We start from the raw sequence: 19,486 nt of genomic DNA, 5'->3' as shown, positions 1-19,486 counted from the left end.
CGCCCCTAGTGGGCGGCCCCCCGAGGACTCCCCCTCACCCCTCGGCGAGGAGTTCGTCCGCGTCGACGATCCGGTACGCGTACCCCTGCTCCGCCAGGAACCGCTGCCGGTGCGCCGCGAAGTCCTGGTCGATCGTGTCGCGCGCGACCACCGAGTAGAAGCGCGCCTCATGGCCGTCCGCCTTCGGGCGCAGCACCCGGCCGAGCCGCTGGGCCTCCTCCTGGCGGGAGCCGAACGTACCGGAGACCTGGATCGCGACCGTCGCCTCCGGCAGGTCGATCGAGAAGTTCGCGACCTTCGACACCACCAGCACCGAGATCTCGCCCTGCCGGAACGCGTCGAAGAGCTTCTCGCGCTGCGCGTTGCTCGTCTCCCCCTTGATGACGGGCGCGTCCAGATGCTCGCCGAGTTCGTCGAGCTGGTCGATGTACTGCCCGATCACCAGGGTCTGCTCGCCCCGGTGCTTGCGCACCAGCGCCTCCGTCACCTTCCGCTTCGTCGCCGTCGTCGCGCAGAAGCGGTACTTCTCCTCCGTCTCGGCGGTCGCGTACGCGAGCCGCTCACTGTCGGTGAGGTTGACCCGTACCTCCACGCAGTCCGCCGGGGCGATGTACCCCTGCGCCTCGATCTCCTTCCACGGCGCGTCGAACCGCTTCGGCCCGATGAGCGAGAAGACGTCCGACTCGCGGCCGTCCTCCCGTACGAGCGTCGCGGTCAGCCCGAGCCGCCGCCGGGCCTGGAGATCGGCGGTGAACTTGAAGACGGGCGCGGGCAGCAGATGCACCTCGTCGTAGACGATCAGCCCCCAGTCGCGCGAGTCGAACAGCTCCAGGTGCGGGTAGATGCCCTTGCGGCGGGTCGTCAGCACCTGGTACGTCGCGATCGTGACCGGCCGGATCTCCTTCTTCGTACCGCTGTACTCGCCGATCTCGTCCTCGGTCAGCGAGGTGCGCCGCACCAGCTCGTGCTTCCACTGGCGGGCCGAGACGGTGTTGGTCACCAGGATCAGCGTGGTCGCCTTGGCCTGGGCCATCGCCCCCGCCCCGACCAGCGTCTTCCCGGCGCCGCAGGGCAGCACGACCACCCCCGAGCCGCCGTGCCAGAATCCCTCGACGGCCTGCTTCTGGTACGGGCGCAGCGCCCACCCGGATTCGTCGAGCTCGATCGCGTGCGCCTCGCCGTCCACGTAACCGGCGAGGTCCTCGGCCGGCCAGCCCAGCTTGAGCAGCGTCTGCTTGATCTGGCCGCGCTCGGAGGGGTGCACGGCGACGGTGTCCGGGTCGATCCGGTTGCCGACCAGCGGCTGGACCTTCTTGGAGCGGAGGATCTCCTCCAGCACGGGACGGTCGGTGGAGGTCAGGACCAGCCCGTGGGTGGGGTGCTTGGTGAGGGTGAGCCGCCCGTAGCGGGCCATCGTCTCGGCGACGTCCACGAGGAGGGCGTGCGGCACGGGATAGCGGGAGAACTCCACCAGCGCGTCGACCACCTGCTCGGCGTCGTGGCCGGCGGCGCGGGCGTTCCACAGGCCGAGCGGCGTCAGCCGGTAGGTGTGGATGTGCTCGGGCGCGCGCTCCAGTTCGGCGAAGGGCGCGATGGCACGACGGCAGGCGTCGGCCTGGTCGTGATCGACTTCGAGCAGCAACGTCTTGTCGCTCTGGACGATGAGCGGTCCGTTCACAGTTGCGCCCTTTCCGTCATTCAGCCATGGCGTCATCCGCCGGGCATCGGATGCCAAACGACCAGTGTCGCGCATCGCGCGCCGATCCGGACCCCGTACCGGCCCGCCGGACCCCGTACCGGCCCGGACCCCTGCCGGTACGGGCGTATCCCCCGGGGGCGGGGGCATCAGGGGGCTATGACCGCTGAGACGGAAAGGACCGGGCCGGCGAGTGCCGCCCCGGGGGGTGTGTCGGGGTTGTCGTGGGGGAGGACCGTGCTGCGGCTGGTGATCATGGGGGTCGCCTTCGTCTGCCTGGTGGGGTTCGCGGCCGTACTGGCCGAGCTGACGCTGACGCCGTCCCCGGTGTCCGCCGAGATGGCGGGGTCCAACCTGCGCCCCGGGCACTCGCTGCGGCAGTACGCGGAGGACTACACGTTCCTCGCCGCGTGCAAGCAGATCGGTGGAAATCTGCTGATGGGGGCGCCCTTCGGGGTGATCCTTCCGCTGCTCATGCCGCCCAGGCACCGGATGGTGCGGGTGGTGCTGCTGACGGCGGTGGTGATGGCGCTGGTGGAGCTGGCGCAGGGCGCGATGGTCGAGGGGCGCGCCTTCGACGTGGACGACGTGATTCTGAACACGAGCGGCGCGCTGATCGCGTATCTGCTGCTGGGGCGGCGGGTCTCCCACCGGTTCCACATGCTGAGCGTGCCGCCGCCGAGGGGCGCGAAGCCGGCGGCGGCGAAACCGGAGCAGAAGCCGGAGCAGAAGCCGGAGCGGAAGCGGCAGCAGAAGCCGGAGCCGGAGCCGAAGGCGGCACGGAAGGCCGGGAAGCCGGAGCCGAAGGTGGCGCGGAAGGCCGTGAAGCCCGAGCGGAAGGCGGCTCCGCCGGAGCCGGCCGGGCGGTGGTCCGACCGGCTCAGGCTCTCCGGGCGGACAGCCGCCCGGCGGCTCCGGCGGCTCAGGCCGGGTCGTCGGCCAGCTCCGCCACTCCCGTGATGCGGTGCAGCGGGTACGTACGGACCTCGTCGGCCGTGTGGTCGTACGCCGTCACGAAGCCGCCCTCCACCCGGACCGGCGCGATGACGCGCTGGCTGGCCGCGCCGTCCGCGTTGACATAGCCGATCCAGACCGCCGAGCCCGTCATGGCGGCGGCCTGGACGGTCGCGAGGGTCTCGGCGGACGTCGTACGGGGGAGCGCCCCGTTCGCACCGGCCACGGAGGTGCCGCCGGACATCGCGGCCGCCGCCGAGAGCGTGGCCGAGCCGGACGCCATCGGCTCCGGCACCGGCCTGCGGACCACGGTCGCGGCCATGTCGCCGGCCCGGATCGCCCGTACCGCCGCGCTCAGCAGCGTCCCGTCCGGCGTGGGCGGCCCGTCGGGGACCGGCGCCGGGGCCGCGCGGGGCGGGGTGCGGTGGGCGTGGGCGCGCGTGATCATGACATCGCCCTCCGGGGACTCGGCGGCGGGCGCGAACCCCATGGCGCGCAGCCCTTCGAGCAGCGTCGCCGCGTCGGCGTGGGCGGCGAGGACGGTCGGGGCGAGGCGGCGCAGCCGCAGGCCCTGGGAGCGCTTGTCGGCCAGGATCTCGTCGAGCACGGCCTCGTCGTCGCACCGTACGTACGCGGAGGCCACGCCGACCCGCAGATGGCCGTGCTTCCGCGCGACGTCGTCGATCAGATAGGCGAGGGGCTGCGGTACGGGCGTACGGCTGTGGTTCTTGAGGAATTCGTGCAGGTCGGAGGCGGACTGTCCGGCGTCCAGGGCACGGCGTACGGAGCCGGGCGTGAAGCGGTAGACCGTCGCGCCGCCCTTCGACTCGACGTCGGCCGCGACGGAGAGCAGCTCGGCGAGGTGGCGCAGGAGCGGGCCCGGGGCCACGGCGGTGAGGTCGGCCTGGAGGAGTACGTGGTCGAGGGGCTCGGGCAGGAGTGGCGCGAGGGTGTGGGCGGCGCGGAGCCCGGCCGGGGAGGCGCCGCCGGTACCGCTCGGGGAGAGGCCGCCGGTACCGGTCGTGCCCGTGGTGTCTCCCCTCTCGTTCGTCCCGTCCGGGGTCAGCAGCGCGCGGGCGTGGGACGACAGCGCGCCCCGGCCCGTGATCCCCAGCAGCTCCGCCTCGTTCAGCGTCCACGCCGCGAGGCGCCCGCGCAGGTCGTCCGGGCGCCCGGCGGCCGACGCGCCGCGCAGGGGGCGCTCCCAGCGCAGCCGGGCGAGCAGCGACTCGGGGTCGGGGGCGGTGCCCTCGGGGAGCGTGGCGAGGAGTTCGAGGACCCGGCGGCGTACCTCCGGCGCGGGGCCCCGGTCCAGGTCGGGGCCGAGCGCGGCGAGCGTACGGCCCTTGGAGTCCTGGCTGCCGACCAGGCCCGCCGTGCGCGTCGCCGTCAGCCAGGCGGTGGCGAGCCGGGCCCAGCGCTCGGGGGCGGGCAGCTCCTGCCAGTCGTCGTAGCCGGGGGTCGGCGCGTACCGTTCCTCCGTCTCGCCGTCCGTCGCCAGCAGGCCTGCCGCATAGGCGAGTTCGACCCAGAAGGCGGCGACGGGCTCGGTGACGTCGAGGGCGGTGGCGGTGCGCTTGAGGTCGCGTACGGAGAGCCCGCCGGCCCGCAGGACGTTCGGGCCGCCCTCGTTCCAGTCCTTGGCCAGCTCCTCGACGGTGGCGAGAGCCGTGTACGCCTGGCCGGCGGCCGTGCTGTCCACAGCCTGTGGACGGGCGGCGGCCTGCGGACGCCCGTCCTCGGGGCGCCCGCTCTCCGGCCGGACGGCCTGGAAACGCGCCGCCGAACCGGCACCCGCCCCCTCGGCGCGGGGCGCGACCGCGGGCGCCACGGGCTCCGGCCTGCGGTGCGCGCGCCCGGCGCGCAGATGGAGCGCGGCCTCACGGGGCAGGACGACCGTCCGGGTGGTCGCGGGCAGCAGCAGCCCCCGGTCGCGCAGCCACCGCACGGGCGGGGTCGGGCTGGACGTGACCTCGCCGTACGGCGGCCCCCACACCAGCCGGTCCAGCACCGACAGCGCGTCCATGGGGGCGGTGTCGAGCAGCGCCGCCATCCGTGTCCGGTCGGTGAAGAGCGCGGTGAGCGCGGCCACGGCGGAGACCGGGTCGTGGGTGGAGGGCAGCCCCGTCGCGGTCAGGATCTCCTGGAGCCGGCCCGGCGACATCCCGGCGGTGGCCTCGGTGACCGTCGGGCCGAGCCCGGTCGGCGACGGGTGCGTGGCGGACGGTGCCAGCAGCTCGCGGGCGGTACGGACGAGGCGCAGCCGGTCGTCACCGCCCCAGAGCAGCGCCTGGTCCCGCAGGGCCGCCACGGCGGCGGGCAGCGCCGCCTCGATGCGTTCGTCGCCCTCGTCGCCGGTCAGCAGCGCGCGCAGCGTGTCGTACGGCGCGGGCTCGGGCGCGACGGCGAGCGCCTCCGCGGTCTGGAGCGTGAACCGGTCGAGCCGTTCCAGCGCCCGTACGACGGACGCGCGGGTCCCGGCGCGGGTCGCGAGCTGGGTGAGGTCGCCCGGCACGGGGTTGAGCAGATCGGGCCTGGCCCGCAGCAGGGCGGCGAGGGCGTCGTCCCCCCGGGTGCGCAGGGCCTCCGCGAGCGTGCGCGGGGGCGTACCGCCCGGCCCTGGCGTACCGCCGGTTCCTTCGGACACGTTCGCCTCCTGCTCAGCCTGCGCGGGTCCCCATTCGTTCCACGTTAGCCCGTGAAGGCCCTTTCACTCGCGTCTCAGCGCGTGGGGGCGGGCCGCGGGTTTTCCGGGGCCCGGTTGTTTCCGGCGTTCTTCGTGTCGGATGTTCGTACTGGATGTACGGCTGGATGTACGGGGTGGACGCACGCGGGGGAGTTCGACACCATCGCGCTGTGGCCGCCGTGGTGGAGGCGGTCGTGCCTGCCCGGGGTGTGCGGTGCGTGTGCGCGTGTGCGGAGGACAGTGTGGGGATCGAGAGCGATCAGCTCGTCTACGACTACCTGAGTCGCGTCGGGGACGCGGCCCAGCAGCAGCACCTGCCCTCGGGGGACAGAATGCGGCTGGTCTCCACGCTCCGGAACGAGATCGACAAGCAGCGCGGGAAGTTCGGCACCGACAGCCCCGCGTCCGTCCGCCGGATCCTGGGGCGGCTGGGCGAACCGCACGCGGTGGTACGGGCGGCCGCGCGGGACGCGGGTACGGGCGCGGCACGTGCCCCGGAGGCCCCGGAGGTCGCCGTACCGGCGCAGCGGACGGGGCTGGCGAAGTCGCTGGGCCTGCGGGGGCCCAAGGAGCCGAAGGAGCAGAAGGGGACCAGCGGGGCCGGCGGGGCCGGCGGGGCCAACGGGTTCGGGGGGCGGAAGGCGGAGCCGGCGCCGCCTCCCTCGTCCGCGCCACCCGAGCCGTCCCGGCCGTCCTCGCCGTCCGAGGCACGCTCGGCGTACCCGGAGCCGTCGGCTCCGTCGGCTCCTTCGGCTCCGGAGGAGGCGGAAGCGCCGTTCGCCGTGCCGCCCGTCATTCCGCTGCCCGCCGCCCCGCCGCCCGCCGCCCCGCCTCAGGTCCCGACGGGTGAAAGTCCCGGCATCGGGCCGGAGAGCGGGCCCGAGGACACCGCCGGGCCCCGGATCCCCGCGCAGGCGTCGGAGTCCCCCTCGGCCTCCGCGCCGCCGACGCTGCGGAAGCCGTCCCGCCCGGCCGGTCAGCAGCCCGACTGGTGGCGGATCGAGCCCGGCCCCTCGGGGCTGACGGGTATGTCGATGGAGTCGACGCACGGGTTCGTCGGCGGGGTCGAGATCCCCGACATGCTCAAGCCGCCGAAGCCGAAGGAGGAGCCCGCCGCGGACGATACGGACGCGGCGGCCACCGACGACCCCGGGGCCCCGGAGGAGACGGCGGAGGGCGCCCCGCGCCGGCGCCGGAGACTGCGGCTCCGCCCCGGGCCCCGGAAAGCCGGGGGCGGCAGCGGGCTGTCCCACCCGTTCCTGCTGCTCGCGGCGGCCCTGCTGGTCGCGAGCGTCTTCACCGACCCCCGGCTGGCCCTCGGCGGCTGGCTGCTCGCGTACATCTCCCGGACCCTCTCCCGCGCCGAGGCGAAGTGGGTGGTCTTCGGACTCCCGGGTGTGTCGGCGGCCGGTGGCGCGGTCTGGCTCTGGGGCCGGATGGACGGCCGCTGGGGCGAGGCGATCCCGCAGGACGGGCTGGCCGACGCGCTGACCGGGGTCTGGCCGGTGGTGCTCCGCACGGCGGCGGTGTCCTCCGCCCTGTACCTGGTGTGGCGGGCCCGGCGGAAACCGGCGCGGTAGCGGGACGGAGGAGGACCGGCGAGGACCGGCGAGGGCCGGAGGAAACGTCGGGCCGGGTTATCCGTGGGGCAGCCGGTCGAGGATCCAGCGGCCCAGCTCCTCCGACATGTGGGAGTGGGATTCGTTCGTCGCGGAGAACTTGAAGTCGTCGAAGTCGCTCTCCTCCGGCGGGATGCCGTCGATGTCGGCGTACAGGTCCTCGCGCCGGTCGAGATCGCGGAGGGAGAGCGCGCTGATCGTGGGGACGAAGTTGACGCTGCGGTACGCCACTTCGGTCCGGCCGGTCAGCTTCAGCCTGTCGCCCGCGATGCCGAACGTCTCCAGCGTGCCGCCGGGCGCGCCGTCGAGATCGGGCAGACCGTCGGTCGTCGCCGTCTTCTTCCGGAACAGCCCCTGCAAATGCGCCACTTGCTCGGCGGCGCCGAGGGACTGGGTACGCAGCGCCGTGTGGGCGAACCAGCCGCTGGTCACCTTCAGCGCCTCCTCACCGGCCGGTACGCCGTTGCCCGTACCGTCGCCGCGCCCGTTGGCGACGCCGAGCTTCCGGGGGCGCATCGGCCAGCCGCCCACCCGCTCCAGCTCCGCGAGGAACTCGGTGCGCAGCGGGTCCTGCGACGGGGTGTCCTCCACGGCGGAGATGTGGCGCCACAGCAACTGGCGCGCGGCGGGGCTGTTGATCTGCCGCGAGAGCGCCGGGGTCGCCGCGAGGAAGTGGGCCAGCGCCTGGAGGCAGATCGGCACCCACGCCCCTCGGTGGGGCGTGTCGAACGAGAGATAGACCTCCGTCTGGTGGTCGATGGACTCGTGCTCCAGCTTGGCCAGGGCGTAACGGGTGATGAGGCCGCCCATGCTGAACCCGCCGACGAGCAGCGGCGCGTTCCCCGTCCGTTCGGCGACGGCTCGCAGGACGGCGTCGGTCGCCACCTCGGCGTTGCGGAGGAGAGAGGCGCTGCGGTCCTCGTACCCGATGAGGACGAGATCCCGGCGCCGGCGGCGCAGTTCGCCGACGAACGCGAAGTCCTTGCGCTCCAGGCCCTCCCAGAGCGCGTCCAGGCTGCTGGGTCCGGTCTCGAAGCCGTCGGAGAGGAGGACGGGGCGGGTCAGCGAGCTGTTGCCGTCGCCGTAGTAGACCCAGGCCCAGCCACCGTTCAGCTCCCAGGTCTCGTCGGGGGTGGGCGCGGGGGCGATCCCGGGGCCGGTGGGCGGGGCGAGGAAGCCGAAGGGCTCGATGGTGGGTTCGGTCTGATCGCTCATGCGGATCCTCGGCGTTCCTGTCGTGTCCCGTTGCGCGCGGCGGCGTGTTCGCGGCGGCTGGTTCGCGGCGCGGCGGCCGAAGCGTCCCGTCCCGCGCCGAACCAGGGATCACTCTGACTCCTGAAGATCCAAAACAGTGGAGCACCAGGAAGATGTCACTCGATCGAGTGGCAGGTGCGCCGTCGGCTCGCTCGCCGCCGGCCGTGGGCGCACTCTGTGACAAAAGTGTGGCGCAAAGCCACCGGGTGCTCTATGTTCAACGTCCTCATAACTGTCGATTCGCCGCAAAATCGCGGCTGTGAAGACGAATTGGGGCAACATGACCGTCCCCGCTCAGCCGAACCCGTCCTCCGGCACACCGCCTGCCGGCACCTCCGCGGGGCGGTCCCCGAACCGTTACTCGCACACCGGGACCACCCGCCTCCTCTGTGCCGGCCCGTATCTCCAGGCGCGGTTCCGGCGCCGGGTGGTGGAGGAACTGGTCGAGCACGACGGGAGGGCGGTGGCGCCCTCGGCCGGCGTCGATGTCGTCCCGGTGCTGGCCCACGCGTTACGGGCCCGCCGGCTCGAACTGCGGGCCGGAGCCTGGATCGTGCTCCTGTGGACGCTCTTCTGGCTGGCGGACCTCTACGGGGACGGCTTCGGCTGGATGACCTCGTGGAGCCTGGCCGACGCGTACAGCCAGAGCTACACGGAGCGGCGCTTCTTCCTCCTCACCGACATGGTCGACGTCTCGGACCTCGGAGCGCGTTACCCCGGCTCCGGCTCCTGGGCGCTGAACTACGCGCTCGTGTGCGGACTGCTGTGGCTGGTACGGAACATCTCGGGGCGCGGCACCAGCGTCTATTCGCTGGACGGTCTCCTTCCGGGGAGCCGGGGCCGGACCCGACTGGCCGCTTTCGTACCCCGGTTGCTGATGGCCCTGTACTGGGCGGCGGCGCTCGCCGCACTGTGGAACTCCTCGGCCAACTGGATGGCGGTGGTCTTTCCGCTGCTGATGGTGATCCCCGTGTGGCGGCACCGCAGCGCGGTGGAGGAGGTGATGTGCGACCGGCTCAGCACCGAGTCCTTCGGCAGGCGGCCCCGGGAGGAGCTGTCCGGCCCCGAGTGGCTGCGGAAGATCGGCCAGGCCATCGACCGGGAACAGAACTCGGGGCTTGTCCTGTACGAGCCGGACCGGCCGTTCGTCGGATCGGGGCGGGCCCTGAAGTCCTGGTCGCTCGTGATGGACCTGCGCCGCAGGCCCGGGGCGGAGGCCGAGCCGCTCACCGCCGCCGGGGTGCTGAACTGTGTACGGGACCGGCTGGCGGACCTCGGCCGGCTGCCGGAGCCCCCGGTCGGCCTCGACCGCCTCAGGGCCGTGGAGATCGACGAGTTGGTCTATCTGCCGTCGGGACCGTCGAGGAACGAAGTCGATCGCGGCGAGACCGCGACGGCGCTGCACCGGCTCACGTCGGTCGGCGAGGGCGGCGAGGCGCGGCGGCATTTTCTGCGGGTCCGGGTCGCCGCCTGGGAGCACCAGGTGGTGATCTCCGTACTGGTACGGGTGCACACCCAGGGCGAGTTGCTGGTGCTGGAGGTCGTGCCGCACGTACTGGACCCGCTCAAGCCGGAGTTCGGGCTCGTCGACGACATCGTGGCGCGGGGCAGGGACTACCCGGCGATCGCGGTGGCCCGAGCGCTGCTGACCGCACCGGCGGCCGGGGTGGCGGCGGCCTTCTCCGCCGCGCGTTCGCTGGAGGGCGTGGCGGGCGGGGCGTCGCGAGGGCGCGGATACGGCGGCGTCCGGGAGACCTCGGCCGAGGGAGCGGCGGCGTCGGTACGGGAACTGGCCTCCGTCGGCGGGCAGTCGCCGTTCCAGCGGATGGATGTCAGCCGCTACCTCAAGACGATCCAGGAGCGCATCGGTACGGGGGCGCTCCAGGCGCTGCAGGAGAAGGGCCATGACACGGGGCAACTGGAGCAGCAGATCGTGCAGGTGAGCAACGGCGGGGTCTTCATCGGGACGATGAGCGGGGGCGCGGTGGCCTCGGGCCGCGGCGCCATGGCGCGGGCCGGTGAGGCACTGCAGCAGATGAACGGCTGAGTCGGCGGCGACCGAGGCATGCGAACACCGGGAACGACAACAGGGGGAGCGAAGACATGAGCGAAGACATGAGCGGACACGGAAGCGGATACGGAAGCGGACGCGACGGCGCGGAGAACGCCGGGCCGGAGCCGGATTCCGGCGACGAGCCGACCCGTGGCACCGAGGAGTCGTCCCGTACCGACGAGCCGGCCGGTACGGAGCCGCCGGGCGGGATCGTCGTGGGCGAGTTCGGCGGAGGAGCGGTCGCCGCCGGGAAGGGCGCCGAGGCGGAGGACGCCAGCAGGCGGATCGGCCGGCCGCAGGACATGGGCGGACCGCCGCCTGTCGTGGCGCCGGTTCCCGGCGGCATCGCGATCGGACGGATGACCGGGGGCGCGGCGGCCTCGGGCTCGGACGCGCGGGCCACCGACCGGTCGGACCAGTTCATCGTGGCGACGCCGCAACTGAAGGACGCGCTGCGGCTGTTGCGAGGAGAGGAGCCTGAGGTACGGGAGGCGGCGGCCGAGGCCGAGCTGGAGATCCAGAACACCGGCGGAGTGACGAGGAGCCGTCTGCGGCGGCTGCTCGAACTGGCGGGCCGGGTGGCCGGATCGGTCGGCGGCCAGACGGCGGCCGGAGTCGCCACCGGAGTGATCACGGGGATGCTGACGTGACCGGGTGGGACCCGGCGAGACAGCGCTGGGAGTCCCAGCCGGCTCCGGACACCGGCCGGTCGGCGCTGGAAGCGGGCTTACGGATCGCGGCCGCCGCACTGACGGTGGCGGTGCTGGCCACGGTCGGCGTCGGCGGCGGACGACTGCTGTTCCGTGAGGATCCCCAGCAGGCCGGGGCATCGGCGGAGGCCACCCCCGGGGAGACGGCCACCACGGGAACGGACGCCGGAACGACCGCCGGAACGGACGCCGGTACCGCCGGGACCGACACCGCCTCCCCCGGAAGCGGGACGGCCTCGGCCTCCGCCACCGAGCCGCCGCCGGGCTTCGTCGTTCAGGAGGACGCCGAGGGTTTCACCGTGCAGGTCAGGGAGGACTGGCAGCGCAGGGCGGAACAACGGGACGAGGGCGTCGTCGTCTACTACGAGACGTCCGACAAGGCCGGACTGCTGCAGATCTACCAGATCTCCGAACCGGGCTACACGCCCTACGACGCGCTGGTGGAGACGGATCGGCTCCAGTCCGCGAACGACGGCTACAAGCGCCTCAAGCTGGAGCGGGAGAACGTCTCCGACGGCTCGGACGCCGCCGAACTGGCCTACCGCGTGCCACGCAGGGACGGGACGGTACGCCGGTCCCTGCTCAGGGCGTTCGTCGCCGACGACGGGGTGAGGTGGGTGGTCCTCGTCGCCGGACCCGAAGACGAATGGGACGCCACCTACGCGGAGTCGGCCAGCGTTGCGGCGGCCTCGTTCTGCCCTGAGGGCTACTGCCCGCCCACGCCCTGAGCCGCCCACGCCGTGCGGGCGTACGACCGGTGGCCTTACACCCGGTGGCCGTACGCCCGCACTACCGCAGGGTGATCGCCTGCACCGGGCAGGTCGCCGCGGCCTCGCGGACCGCGGGGCCGTTCCCGGCGCCCTCGCCCCGTTCCTCCTCCGGCAGCACGTCGGCCACTCCCTCGTCGTTCTGGGTGAACACGGCGGGCGCGTGCAGTACGCACATCGCCGCGCCGATGCACCGGTCGGTGTCGATCTCGATACGGGTACCGATGTCCATGGCGCCGGCGCTACCAGGCGATCGGCAGCTCGACCACGCCGCCCAGCAGCGCGTGCGGGACGCCGCCCCGTACCTGTTCCGGAGGGACGGCCAGCCGGAGCGCGGGGACGCGGCGCAGCAGCGTGTTGAGGGCGATCTCCATCTCGGCGCGGGCCAGGTTCTGCCCGACGCACTGGTGGATGCCGTAACCGAAGGCGACATGGCGGCCCGCCTTGCGGCGGATGTCGAGGACGTTCGGGTCGTCCCAGGCGCTCGGGTCCCGGTTCATCAGCATCGTCGAGATGATCACGCCGTCGCCCGCCCGGATGGTGTGCCCGGCGATCTCGATGTCCGCGACCGCCACCCGCTGCAGTCCGTCCGTGACCGAGATGAGCCGGGTCAGCTCCTCGACCGCGCCCGCGGTCAGGGACGGGTCGTTCCGCAACTCGGCGAGCTGGCCGGGGTGTTCGAGCAGGGCCAGGACGGAGGTGGCGATCGTGCTGGAGGTGCTCTCGTTGCCCCCGACCATCAGGACCGTACAGATCGTGACCAGCTTCTCCCGGTCCACGCCGCCCCGGGCACTCCTGATCATGTCGTCGATCAGCCCGTCTCCCGGCACTTGCTCCCGCCGCGCGATCAGGTCACGCAGATAGCCGAGGATTTCCTGGAACGCCTGCGCGGGTGAGTCCGCCTCGTCCCCGTCGGCCGGGGCGAGCGCGCGCCGGGAGCACGCGTCGAGCCGCGGCCGGTCCTCCTCCGGCACCCCCAGCAGCGCGAAGGTCGAGTCGGAGGCCAGGGGGAACGTGTAGGCGCGGACCAGGTCGGCGTGGTCGCCCCCGGCGAGCATCCGGTCGAGCAGCGCCCCGGCGGTCCGCTCGATGTGCGGGCGCAGGGCGGCGATCCGGCGGATACCGAACCCCGACGTCAACAGCTTGCGCTGGCCCGCGTGTTCGGGGTCGTCCGTGCCGATGAGGGGGAGCGCGTCGAAGCGCTGGGAGCCGAGGCGCTCCGTCAGGAACGGGAAGTCCGGGTGGTCGGTGTTGGACGAGAGCCTCGGGTCGGGCAGCAGCGCACGGCCCTCGGCGTTTCCGGAGACCAGCCAGACCCGCCGGCCGTCGTACAGGGTCACCTGCGACAGCGGCCCGTCCTCGCGCAGCCGGTCGTACCCCGAGGGCATCTGATACGGGCAGGTGCGCTCCATCGGATAGCCGGGAGCCTCGTCCTCCGGCTCAGCGGTCGATGGGGTGTCGGCTGGGGTGCCGGCGGTAGCTGTCACGGTCGTCCTCGCCATCCTCGGGTTCCGCGGTCGCCCGCTAACACCCTGCCGACCAGGGGCAGTCGGCGCCTCAAGAAGCGCGCGGGTTCATCCGTACGTGGCTGCGCCAGTTCACGTGTACGCGGGTGGCCCGGGCGGCCGGGACCGTTTCTCCCGGAAGCTCCGCGTCGTTGTCCCCGGTGTACCGGGGACGGCCGGGCCCGGCCGTCCGTCCTGATGCGAAGGCGGCACACTGTGAGCAACGAACTGGTTCACGACAAGACTGCGGGCAACGGACGGGTCCACCAGGACAGGAACCCCACGGGCGGGGACCCCACGGGCGGGAACCCCACGGGCGGGGACCCCCGGGACTCCCTGCGCCTCATGGAGATCGCGGCGGGTGGCTGCGCCTCGCGCGTACTGGCGGTGGCGGCCCGGCTGCGTATCGCCGATGTGCTGGACGGCGGGTTCCTGTCCGCCGACGAGATCGCCGCGCGCACCGGGGCCGACCGTGACGTACTCCCGCTCCTCCTCCACGTGCTCGTCTCGTCCGGGGTCTTCGAGCGCGATGAGAAGGGGGCCTTCGGACTGGCGCCGGGCTCCGCGGCGCTGCGGAGCGATCACCCGGGATCCCTGCGGAACTTCCTCGTCCTGCTGGCCGAGACGTACGACGACGCCTTCGGCGGGCTGCTCGGCACCGCCCTCACGGGACGCTCCGGGTTCGAGCAGGTCTTCGGTGTCCCGTTCTACGAGTACCTGGGACGCACCCCGGAGGCGGAAGGCGTCTTCGACGCGGCGATGGCGGAGCTGGCGGTTCCGGCGGCGGCCGCGCTCGTGGAGCGGTTCGACTTCTCCGGGGTGCGGCGCGTGGTGGACGTCGGCGGCGGCGACGGCACGATGATCACCTCGATCCTGGCCGGGAACCCGCACCTGGAGGGCGTCTGCGTCGACCGGCCCAGCGTCTGCGAACGGGCCGGCGCCAGGCTGGCCGCCACCGCCGGGCACCCGCTCGCCGGCCGGCTCAGCTTCCGCCCCTCGGACATCTTCCGGGAGGTGTCCGAGGGCGGTGACCTGTATCTGCTCAAGAACGTCCTGCACGACTGGTCCCACGAGAACGGTGTACGCATCCTCACGGCGGTACGCCGGGCGATGACCCGCACCGCGCGGACGCTCGCCCCGGGGCTGCCGAGGCCCCGGCTGATCGTGCTGGAGCCGCTCCTCGGGGCGGAGGCCGACGCGGCCCATTCCCTCTTCCGGACGGTGGTCTGCGGCAAGGGGACCGGCGGCTTCGAGCGCCACGACGACCTGCGCGCGCTGCTGGGCGCGGCGGAGTTCGGCGTGCTCTCCGTCGAGCGGCTGTCCAGCGGGCATCACGCCTTCGAGTGCTCGCCCAGCTGAACGGCGCGCGCGGAACCTTCCAGCAGGCTCATCGCCAGCGGTGTCGCGCTGTGATGGACGCTCTGCCGGTGGCGGAGGGTCACGATCAGGCCCGCCTCCCGCAGGACCGAGGTGTGCTGGGAGATCGCCGGTGCCGATACGGAGAGCCGCCGGGCGAGTTCGCCGGTGGTGGCGGCGCTCCGGGCGATGGCGGTCAGTACCTGTGCGCGGGTGCTGCCCAGGAGGATGTGGAGCGGACTCCGTTCGGCGCAGCTGGTCAGCAGACGGGCGTGCGGCGGCAGACCGTGCGGCAGACCGGGTTCGTGGGTGACGGGGTAGACGATGACCGGCGGGAGCTCGGGATCGCGCAGGGTGATGGGCGCCCGCCGGCAGAAGAAGGACGGCAGCAGCGTGATGCCCCGTCCGTACAGCTGGATGTCCCGGTCGTAGCGGCTCTCGACGGTGAGGACGGGTGCCTGCCAGCGGATGGCGGGATGCGCGGTGGCCAGCAGGCACTCACTGCCCCCGTCGAGCACGGAGCGTGCGCGCAGGGCGCGGTCGGCCTCGAACGAGGCCTGCACGGCGCTCCAGTGCGGGCCCAGGGCGATGTCGAAGTACCGCTGCATCAACACGCCCAGCTGCGCCAGCTCCCGTGGGTCGCCGTCGGCGAGCCGCCTGATCCCGGCGGTGCCCGACTGATGGACGGTGAGCCGTCCGAGGTCCCGGCGGAGGGTCCGGCGGGGGGTGGCGAGCACCAGGTCGATGCCCTCCTGCGGGGTGGCCACGGAGCGCGCCGGGGTGAGGAAGTCGGGTGAGTAACCCGTCGGCGGGGCGAGGCTGAGAAGGGCGTGCATGGGGGCGTCGAGCTGGGTGTGCACCCGCTGCTTCCACGCTCCGAAGGCGGTCACGCCGGCCTGCTGCCGCAGGAGGTGCAGGCTGAGCAGGATCTCCCACATCGGGTCGGGGGCGGTGGCCAGTCGGATGCGCGCCAGATCCGCGCTCGTGAAATGGAATCTCAGCACGGGCCGGCCCCGTTCACCGGATCGCGGCGGCGAGCGGAACGGGAAGTGGAGTGGGCGGCGGAGTGGGTGGCGGTGCGGCGATCGGGACGTGATCTCGGGACTGCACGGGGTACTGCACGGGGTACTCCCTTGCCTCGTACGACTGCTTGTCACCGGTACGACGCGGGGGTATGCACGTACGGTTGGTGCGATTTTCGGCCGAAAGCGGACGAACCACGGCCGTGGAACGGCGGCTGACGCCGCTCCACGGCCGTGGCGTGTGCGAGGAGGACCAGCGTTCGCGGTGGATCCGCGAGGGGATCAGCAGGCAGCGTTCGCCCACTTGTGGGAGGAGATGTTGTCGTTCATGTTCTGCCCGCCGCCGGTCCCGGTGTTGGGGAAGTAGTAGCTGGTCAGCGGGTTGTAGCTGCGGCCGTTGGGGATGCAGGCGTAGGCGCCGGTGTAGTTGAGGCCCCAGTAGACGAGGACATCGTCGTAGGAGCCGGCGTACCCGTTGTTCCAGATGTCGGACGCCTGGTTGCGCATGTTCCCGCCGGGGGAACAGGTGCTCCAGTCGCTGTCGTTGCCGCTCCAGGCGCAGTTGCCGCCCCCGCCGTTGATGTCGCGCCAGGCGTAGAAGTTCCCGTCGGCCGCGATGACGGACGCGGAGGCTCCGGCGGCCGGGCCCACGGGGGTCTCCGCGGCCTGCGCCGTCGCGGGGACGGCGAGCGCGGTGACGGTGCCGAGAGCCATGACGGACAGGACGGAGTACAGCCTTCTGATGTGCATGATTGTCCCCTTGCTTTCGCTCGATACATGGACGGGTCGTGCACCGGCCGGTGGTTCACCGGCGGTTGGTTCAGCGGGTCGTCTCGCGGGCTCTGGGGAGCGCGGCGTGCTCCAGCCGCAGCCGGCTCTGCACCGCGGTCCGGTATTCCGCGCGCAGTGCCGCTTCGTACTTCCGTTCAAGACGGTGCGCCGTGGCGGACAGTCCGCTGTCGTCCGCACACGCGGCCTCGTCGACGGCGGAACGGATTTCCCGCTCCCGTGAGGTGTCCCCGGATTTCTTCTCCGTGCTCAGGAATTGGGCCCGGGAATCGTCCGGATTCTTGTAGTCGTATCCGCGCTCGTGCATGCACGCCGCCCACACACCCACGGATTTCCGGTACGCGGGATCCGCGCGTACCTGGTTCTGCGCCATCGCGGGCAGCTGCCCCGTCACCACGTCGGCCTTGAACCAGGCCGGGAGATCCGTGTACAGCGCGCTCTGCGCCCACGCGGTGCAGCCCTCGGTGCTGGCCGTGACCTCGCCGCCGCCCGGCAGCCGCGCGCTCAGCCCCTCCGGGCTCGTGCCGTTGAGGGCCGCGGTTGCCGCCTTCCGCCGCTCCGGCGGGAGGCCCGCGTAGTAGAGCCGGTTGGGGTCGGTCGCGCGGAGCTTCTCGACCCGCCGCTGGATGTCGCTGCCGTACCCGTGCTTCGCGGCCCAGCCGGCATCGTCCACCGCGTAAGGGAAGCGGCGGTCGTCGGCGATGGGCTGCCGCGGGACCGGCCAGACCCGGAAACCGCGCTCCCGCATGCACTGCCGCACGAGTGTCTGCTCGGCGTCGTACAGCAAGGTCTGCTCGGCGCCGCTCAGTTCGCGTGCTCCAGCTGCTTCAGGTGCTTCACGTGTTTCACGTGTTTCGTGCGCTTCGCGTGCACCGGAGCACGCCACGGCGGTGACCCACGTGACACAGAGGAGCGCTACGACGAGTACGCGGGACGATCCGCCGGAATGACGTACGGCAGTGCCGATTCGAAGCATGGCAGGATATCCATCCTGAAGGGTGACGAAATGCGGTGTGCGGGAACCAGCTTCGTCCGCACCGAGTCCTTTTGCCACGCCTTTAGACGCCTGCTTAAAAGCCGAGATGAGGGCGGTTCCGGCCCCCGGCAGCAGGCGATTTCTCTACGGAATACCCGTCGCTGATTACTGATTCTTTCCGGAACGGAGAATTCTGGAACCCGCGGATCCGGAAGTGTCCGAGCCCTCCGGGCGGTACGGCGCGCCCGGCACCACCAGCGGTGACCCGGTCACCGGGTCCGGGACCACGACCGAGTCCAGACCGAAGACCTCGCGCACCAGCTCCGCCGTCACGATCTCGCCCGGCGCGCCCTCCGCCACGATGCGGCCCGCCTTCATGGCGACCAGGTGGTCCGCGTACCGCGCCGCCTGGTTGAGGTCATGGAGCACGATCACCACCGTGCGGCCCTGCTCGTGGTTGAGGCGGCGCACCAGGTCGAGGACCTCCACCTGGTGCGCGATGTCCAGGAAGGTCGTCGGCTCGTCCAGGAGCAGCAGCTCCGTCTCCTGGGCCAGTGCCATGGCGATCCAGACGCGCTGGCGCTGACCGCCCGACAGCTCGTCCACCGACCGGTCGGCGAGAGCGGTCACGTCCGTACGGGCCATCGCGTCCGTGACCGCGCGCTCGTCCTCGTCCGACCACTGCTGCCACCAGTGCTGGTGCGGCTGCCGGCCGCGCGAGACCAGGTCCGCGACGGTGATCGCCTCCGGGGCGGCCGGCGACTGCGGCAGCAGGCCGATCGACCGCGCGATCCGCCGGGTCGGGATGCGCGCCAGCTCCGTACCGTCCAGCAGTACGGAGCCGCCCTTCGGGCGCAGCAGCCGGCCCAGCGCGCGCAGCGTGGTCGACTTGCCGCAGGCGTTCGGGCCGACGATGACCGTGACCCGCCCGTCGGGGACGGCCAGGTCCAGTCCGTGGACGACCGTACGGTCCTCGTAGGCGAGCGTCAGCTCGCGCGCGACGAGCTTGCTCATCCCTTGCCTCCCGTGCCGGTTCCCGCGGTGCGGCCGCGGACGATCAGCCAGATCAGATACGGTGCGCCCACCGCCGCCGTCAGCACGCCCACCGGCAGTTCGGTCGGCGACAGCAGCCGGCGCGCCAGCAGATCGGCCAGTACGACGACGACCGCGCCCATCAGCGCCGAGCACGCCAGCGGGATCTGCGCCGTACGCGTCATGCGGCGGGCGATCTGCGGCGCCAGCAGCGCCACGAAGTCGACCGGGCCCGCCGCGCCCGTCGCCACCGACGCCAGCACCACACCGAGCAGCACCAGACCGAGCCGGACGCGCCCGAGCCGTATGCCGAGCGCGGTGGCGGTGTCGTCGTCCATCGACACCGTGCGCTGCGCGTACGCCGCCCACGCCACCGCGGGCAGGGCCGCCAGCAGCACCCAGCCGAGCGGGGCGGCCGCGTCCCAGCCACGGCCGTTGAGCGAGCCCGTCATCCAGACCTGGGCCTGCTGGGCGACCAGATAGTCGCCCTTGGTCAGGAAGAGCGTGGTGATCGAGCGCAGCGCGATCGCGAAGCCGATGCCGATGAGGACGAAGCGCGTGGCGTGCAGCCCGCCGCGCCATGCGAAGACGTACACCAGGGCCGCCGCCAGGATGCCGCCGGTGACGGAGAGATAGGGGAGTACGGAGAAGGACGTCACCCCGTACGTCATTGCGCCGACCGTGAGCGCGCTCGCGCCCTGGCTCACGCCGATGATGTCGGGGCTGGCGAGCGGGTTGCGGGCGACGGTCTGGATCAGCGCGCCCGCGACGCCGAACGCGAGCCCGACGAGCAGCCCGACCACCATGCGCGGCAGCCGCAGCGTCCCGACGACGAGTTCCTGCGCGGACGGCTGCCCGGTGAGGACCTTCAGCACCTCGGCCGGGGGTACGAAGCTCTCGCCCACGCTCAGGTACGCGACACAGACCGCGGCGAGGAGGACGGCCAGCCCGGCGGCGACGGCGGCCGAGCGCCGGTGCAGCAGGAACGATCCGCGCGCGGCCCGCACCCGGGTGTACCCGGCGGGCCGTATGCCGCGCCGGGGCGCGGGGGGTTCGGGTGCCTCCGG

16 protein-coding genes are annotated in these 19,486 nt (G+C 72.7%); 6 read left to right on the top strand and 10 right to left on the bottom strand.

Annotation, left to right across the window (positions count from 1 at the left end; all coding sequences use genetic code 11):
- Nucleotides 1-34: 34 nt before the first annotated feature.
- The gene (locus ACFTZC_RS03945) at nt 35-1,678 is read right to left on the bottom strand and encodes a DNA repair helicase XPB (protein ID WP_382886561.1); all 1,644 of its coding nucleotides are present in this window, start codon (nt 1,676-1,678) and stop codon (nt 35-37) included.
- 255 nt (nt 1,679-1,933) lie between these two features.
- Here ACFTZC_RS03945 and ACFTZC_RS03940 point away from each other — a divergent pair, with 255 nt between their 5' ends.
- Complete coding sequence (locus tag ACFTZC_RS03940; RefSeq protein ID WP_382886560.1) at nt 1,934-2,656, top strand: VanZ family protein; 723 nt, start codon at nt 1,934-1,936, stop codon at nt 2,654-2,656.
- On the opposite strand, the gene ACFTZC_RS03935 is transcribed toward ACFTZC_RS03940, so the two are convergent.
- The gene (locus ACFTZC_RS03935) at nt 2,619-5,297 is read right to left on the bottom strand and encodes a helicase C-terminal domain-containing protein (protein ID WP_382886558.1); all 2,679 of its coding nucleotides are present in this window, start codon (nt 5,295-5,297) and stop codon (nt 2,619-2,621) included. The genes ACFTZC_RS03940 and ACFTZC_RS03935 overlap by 38 nt on opposite strands.
- A gap of 281 nt (nt 5,298-5,578) precedes the next feature.
- On the opposite strand from ACFTZC_RS03935, the gene ACFTZC_RS03930 reads away from it, so the two are divergent.
- Nucleotides 5,579-6,916 (top strand): hypothetical protein, encoded by a 1,338-nt coding sequence (locus ACFTZC_RS03930; RefSeq protein WP_382886556.1) that lies wholly within the window; start codon nt 5,579-5,581, stop codon nt 6,914-6,916.
- A gap of 57 nt (nt 6,917-6,973) precedes the next feature.
- On the opposite strand, the gene ACFTZC_RS03925 is transcribed toward ACFTZC_RS03930, so the two are convergent.
- Entirely contained in the window at nt 6,974-8,170 is a 1,197-nt protein-coding gene (locus tag ACFTZC_RS03925) for an esterase/lipase family protein (RefSeq protein WP_382886555.1), read from the bottom strand.
- A 298-nt stretch (nt 8,171-8,468) separates the two neighbouring features.
- On the opposite strand from ACFTZC_RS03925, the gene ACFTZC_RS03920 reads away from it, so the two are divergent.
- The 3 genes from ACFTZC_RS03920 to ACFTZC_RS03910 are packed head-to-tail and all read left to right on the top strand — an operon-like array spanning nt 8,469 to nt 11,700.
- Nucleotides 8,469-10,256, top strand: a complete 1,788-nt coding sequence (locus tag ACFTZC_RS03920; RefSeq protein WP_382886553.1) for a hypothetical protein — start codon at nt 8,469-8,471, stop codon at nt 10,254-10,256.
- Between the two features lie 56 nt (nt 10,257-10,312).
- Complete coding sequence (locus tag ACFTZC_RS03915) at nt 10,313-10,912, top strand: hypothetical protein (protein WP_382886551.1); 600 nt, start codon at nt 10,313-10,315, stop codon at nt 10,910-10,912.
- Nucleotides 10,909-11,700 carry a hypothetical protein gene (locus ACFTZC_RS03910; RefSeq protein ID WP_382886550.1) on the top strand — a complete coding sequence of 264 codons (792 nt, stop codon included), beginning with the start codon at nt 10,909-10,911 and terminating at the stop codon, nt 11,698-11,700. The genes ACFTZC_RS03915 and ACFTZC_RS03910 overlap by 4 nt, the downstream gene beginning before the upstream one ends.
- Nucleotides 11,701-11,761: 61 nt before the next feature.
- On the opposite strand, the gene ACFTZC_RS03905 is transcribed toward ACFTZC_RS03910, so the two are convergent.
- On the bottom strand, nt 11,762-11,971 hold the full coding sequence (locus ACFTZC_RS03905) for a ferredoxin (RefSeq protein ID WP_382886548.1): 210 nt from the start codon (nt 11,969-11,971) through the stop codon (nt 11,762-11,764).
- Between the two features lie 10 nt (nt 11,972-11,981).
- Nucleotides 11,982-13,226, bottom strand: a complete 1,245-nt coding sequence (locus ACFTZC_RS03900) for a cytochrome P450 (protein ID WP_382886547.1) — start codon at nt 13,224-13,226, stop codon at nt 11,982-11,984.
- Between the two features lie 234 nt (nt 13,227-13,460).
- On the opposite strand from ACFTZC_RS03900, the gene ACFTZC_RS03895 reads away from it, so the two are divergent.
- On the top strand, nt 13,461-14,603 hold the full coding sequence (locus ACFTZC_RS03895) for a methyltransferase (protein WP_382886545.1): 1,143 nt from the start codon (nt 13,461-13,463) through the stop codon (nt 14,601-14,603).
- Here the strand turns inward: ACFTZC_RS03895 and ACFTZC_RS03890 are convergent.
- The 5 genes from ACFTZC_RS03890 to ACFTZC_RS03870 form a co-directional block, all read right to left on the bottom strand.
- Nucleotides 14,576-15,604, bottom strand: coding sequence for an ArsR/SmtB family transcription factor (locus ACFTZC_RS03890; RefSeq protein WP_382886543.1), 1,029 nt, complete (start codon nt 15,602-15,604; stop codon nt 14,576-14,578). The genes ACFTZC_RS03895 and ACFTZC_RS03890 overlap by 28 nt on opposite strands.
- Before the next feature lie 300 nt (nt 15,605-15,904).
- On the bottom strand, nt 15,905-16,372 hold the full coding sequence (locus ACFTZC_RS03885; RefSeq protein WP_382886541.1) for a hypothetical protein: 468 nt from the start codon (nt 16,370-16,372) through the stop codon (nt 15,905-15,907).
- Nucleotides 16,373-16,442: 70 nt separating this feature from the next.
- Nucleotides 16,443-17,198, bottom strand: a complete 756-nt coding sequence (locus ACFTZC_RS03880; RefSeq protein ID WP_382886539.1) for a hypothetical protein — start codon at nt 17,196-17,198, stop codon at nt 16,443-16,445.
- A gap of 354 nt (nt 17,199-17,552) precedes the next feature.
- Complete coding sequence (locus ACFTZC_RS03875) at nt 17,553-18,401, bottom strand: ABC transporter ATP-binding protein (RefSeq protein WP_382886538.1); 849 nt, start codon at nt 18,399-18,401, stop codon at nt 17,553-17,555.
- On the bottom strand, nt 18,398-19,450 hold the full coding sequence (locus ACFTZC_RS03870; protein WP_382886745.1) for a FecCD family ABC transporter permease: 1,053 nt from the start codon (nt 19,448-19,450) through the stop codon (nt 18,398-18,400). Before ACFTZC_RS03870 ends, ACFTZC_RS03875 begins: the two co-directional genes overlap by 4 nt.
- Between the last annotated feature and the right edge of the window lie 36 nt (nt 19,451-19,486).

The organism is Streptomyces sp. NPDC056987 (assembly GCF_042673865.1).
Taxonomy (GTDB): Bacteria; Actinomycetota; Actinomycetes; order Streptomycetales; family Streptomycetaceae; genus Streptomyces.
This window is presented reverse-complemented; position numbering and strand designations above follow the sequence as displayed.

Coding starts and splice junctions, on each gene's coding strand:
- ACFTZC_RS03925 (WP_382886555.1), bottom strand. CDS start 8,170: ATGAGCGATCAGACCGAACCCACCATCGAGCCCTTCGGCTTCCTCGCC.
- ACFTZC_RS03905 (WP_382886548.1), bottom strand. CDS start 11,971: ATGGACATCGGTACCCGTATCGAGATCGACACCGACCGGTGCATCGGC.
- ACFTZC_RS03915 (WP_382886551.1), top strand. CDS start 10,313: ATGAGCGAAGACATGAGCGGACACGGAAGCGGATACGGAAGCGGACGC.
- ACFTZC_RS03875 (WP_382886538.1), bottom strand. CDS start 18,401: ATGAGCAAGCTCGTCGCGCGCGAGCTGACGCTCGCCTACGAGGACCGT.
- ACFTZC_RS03885 (WP_382886541.1), bottom strand. CDS start 16,372: ATGCACATCAGAAGGCTGTACTCCGTCCTGTCCGTCATGGCTCTCGGC.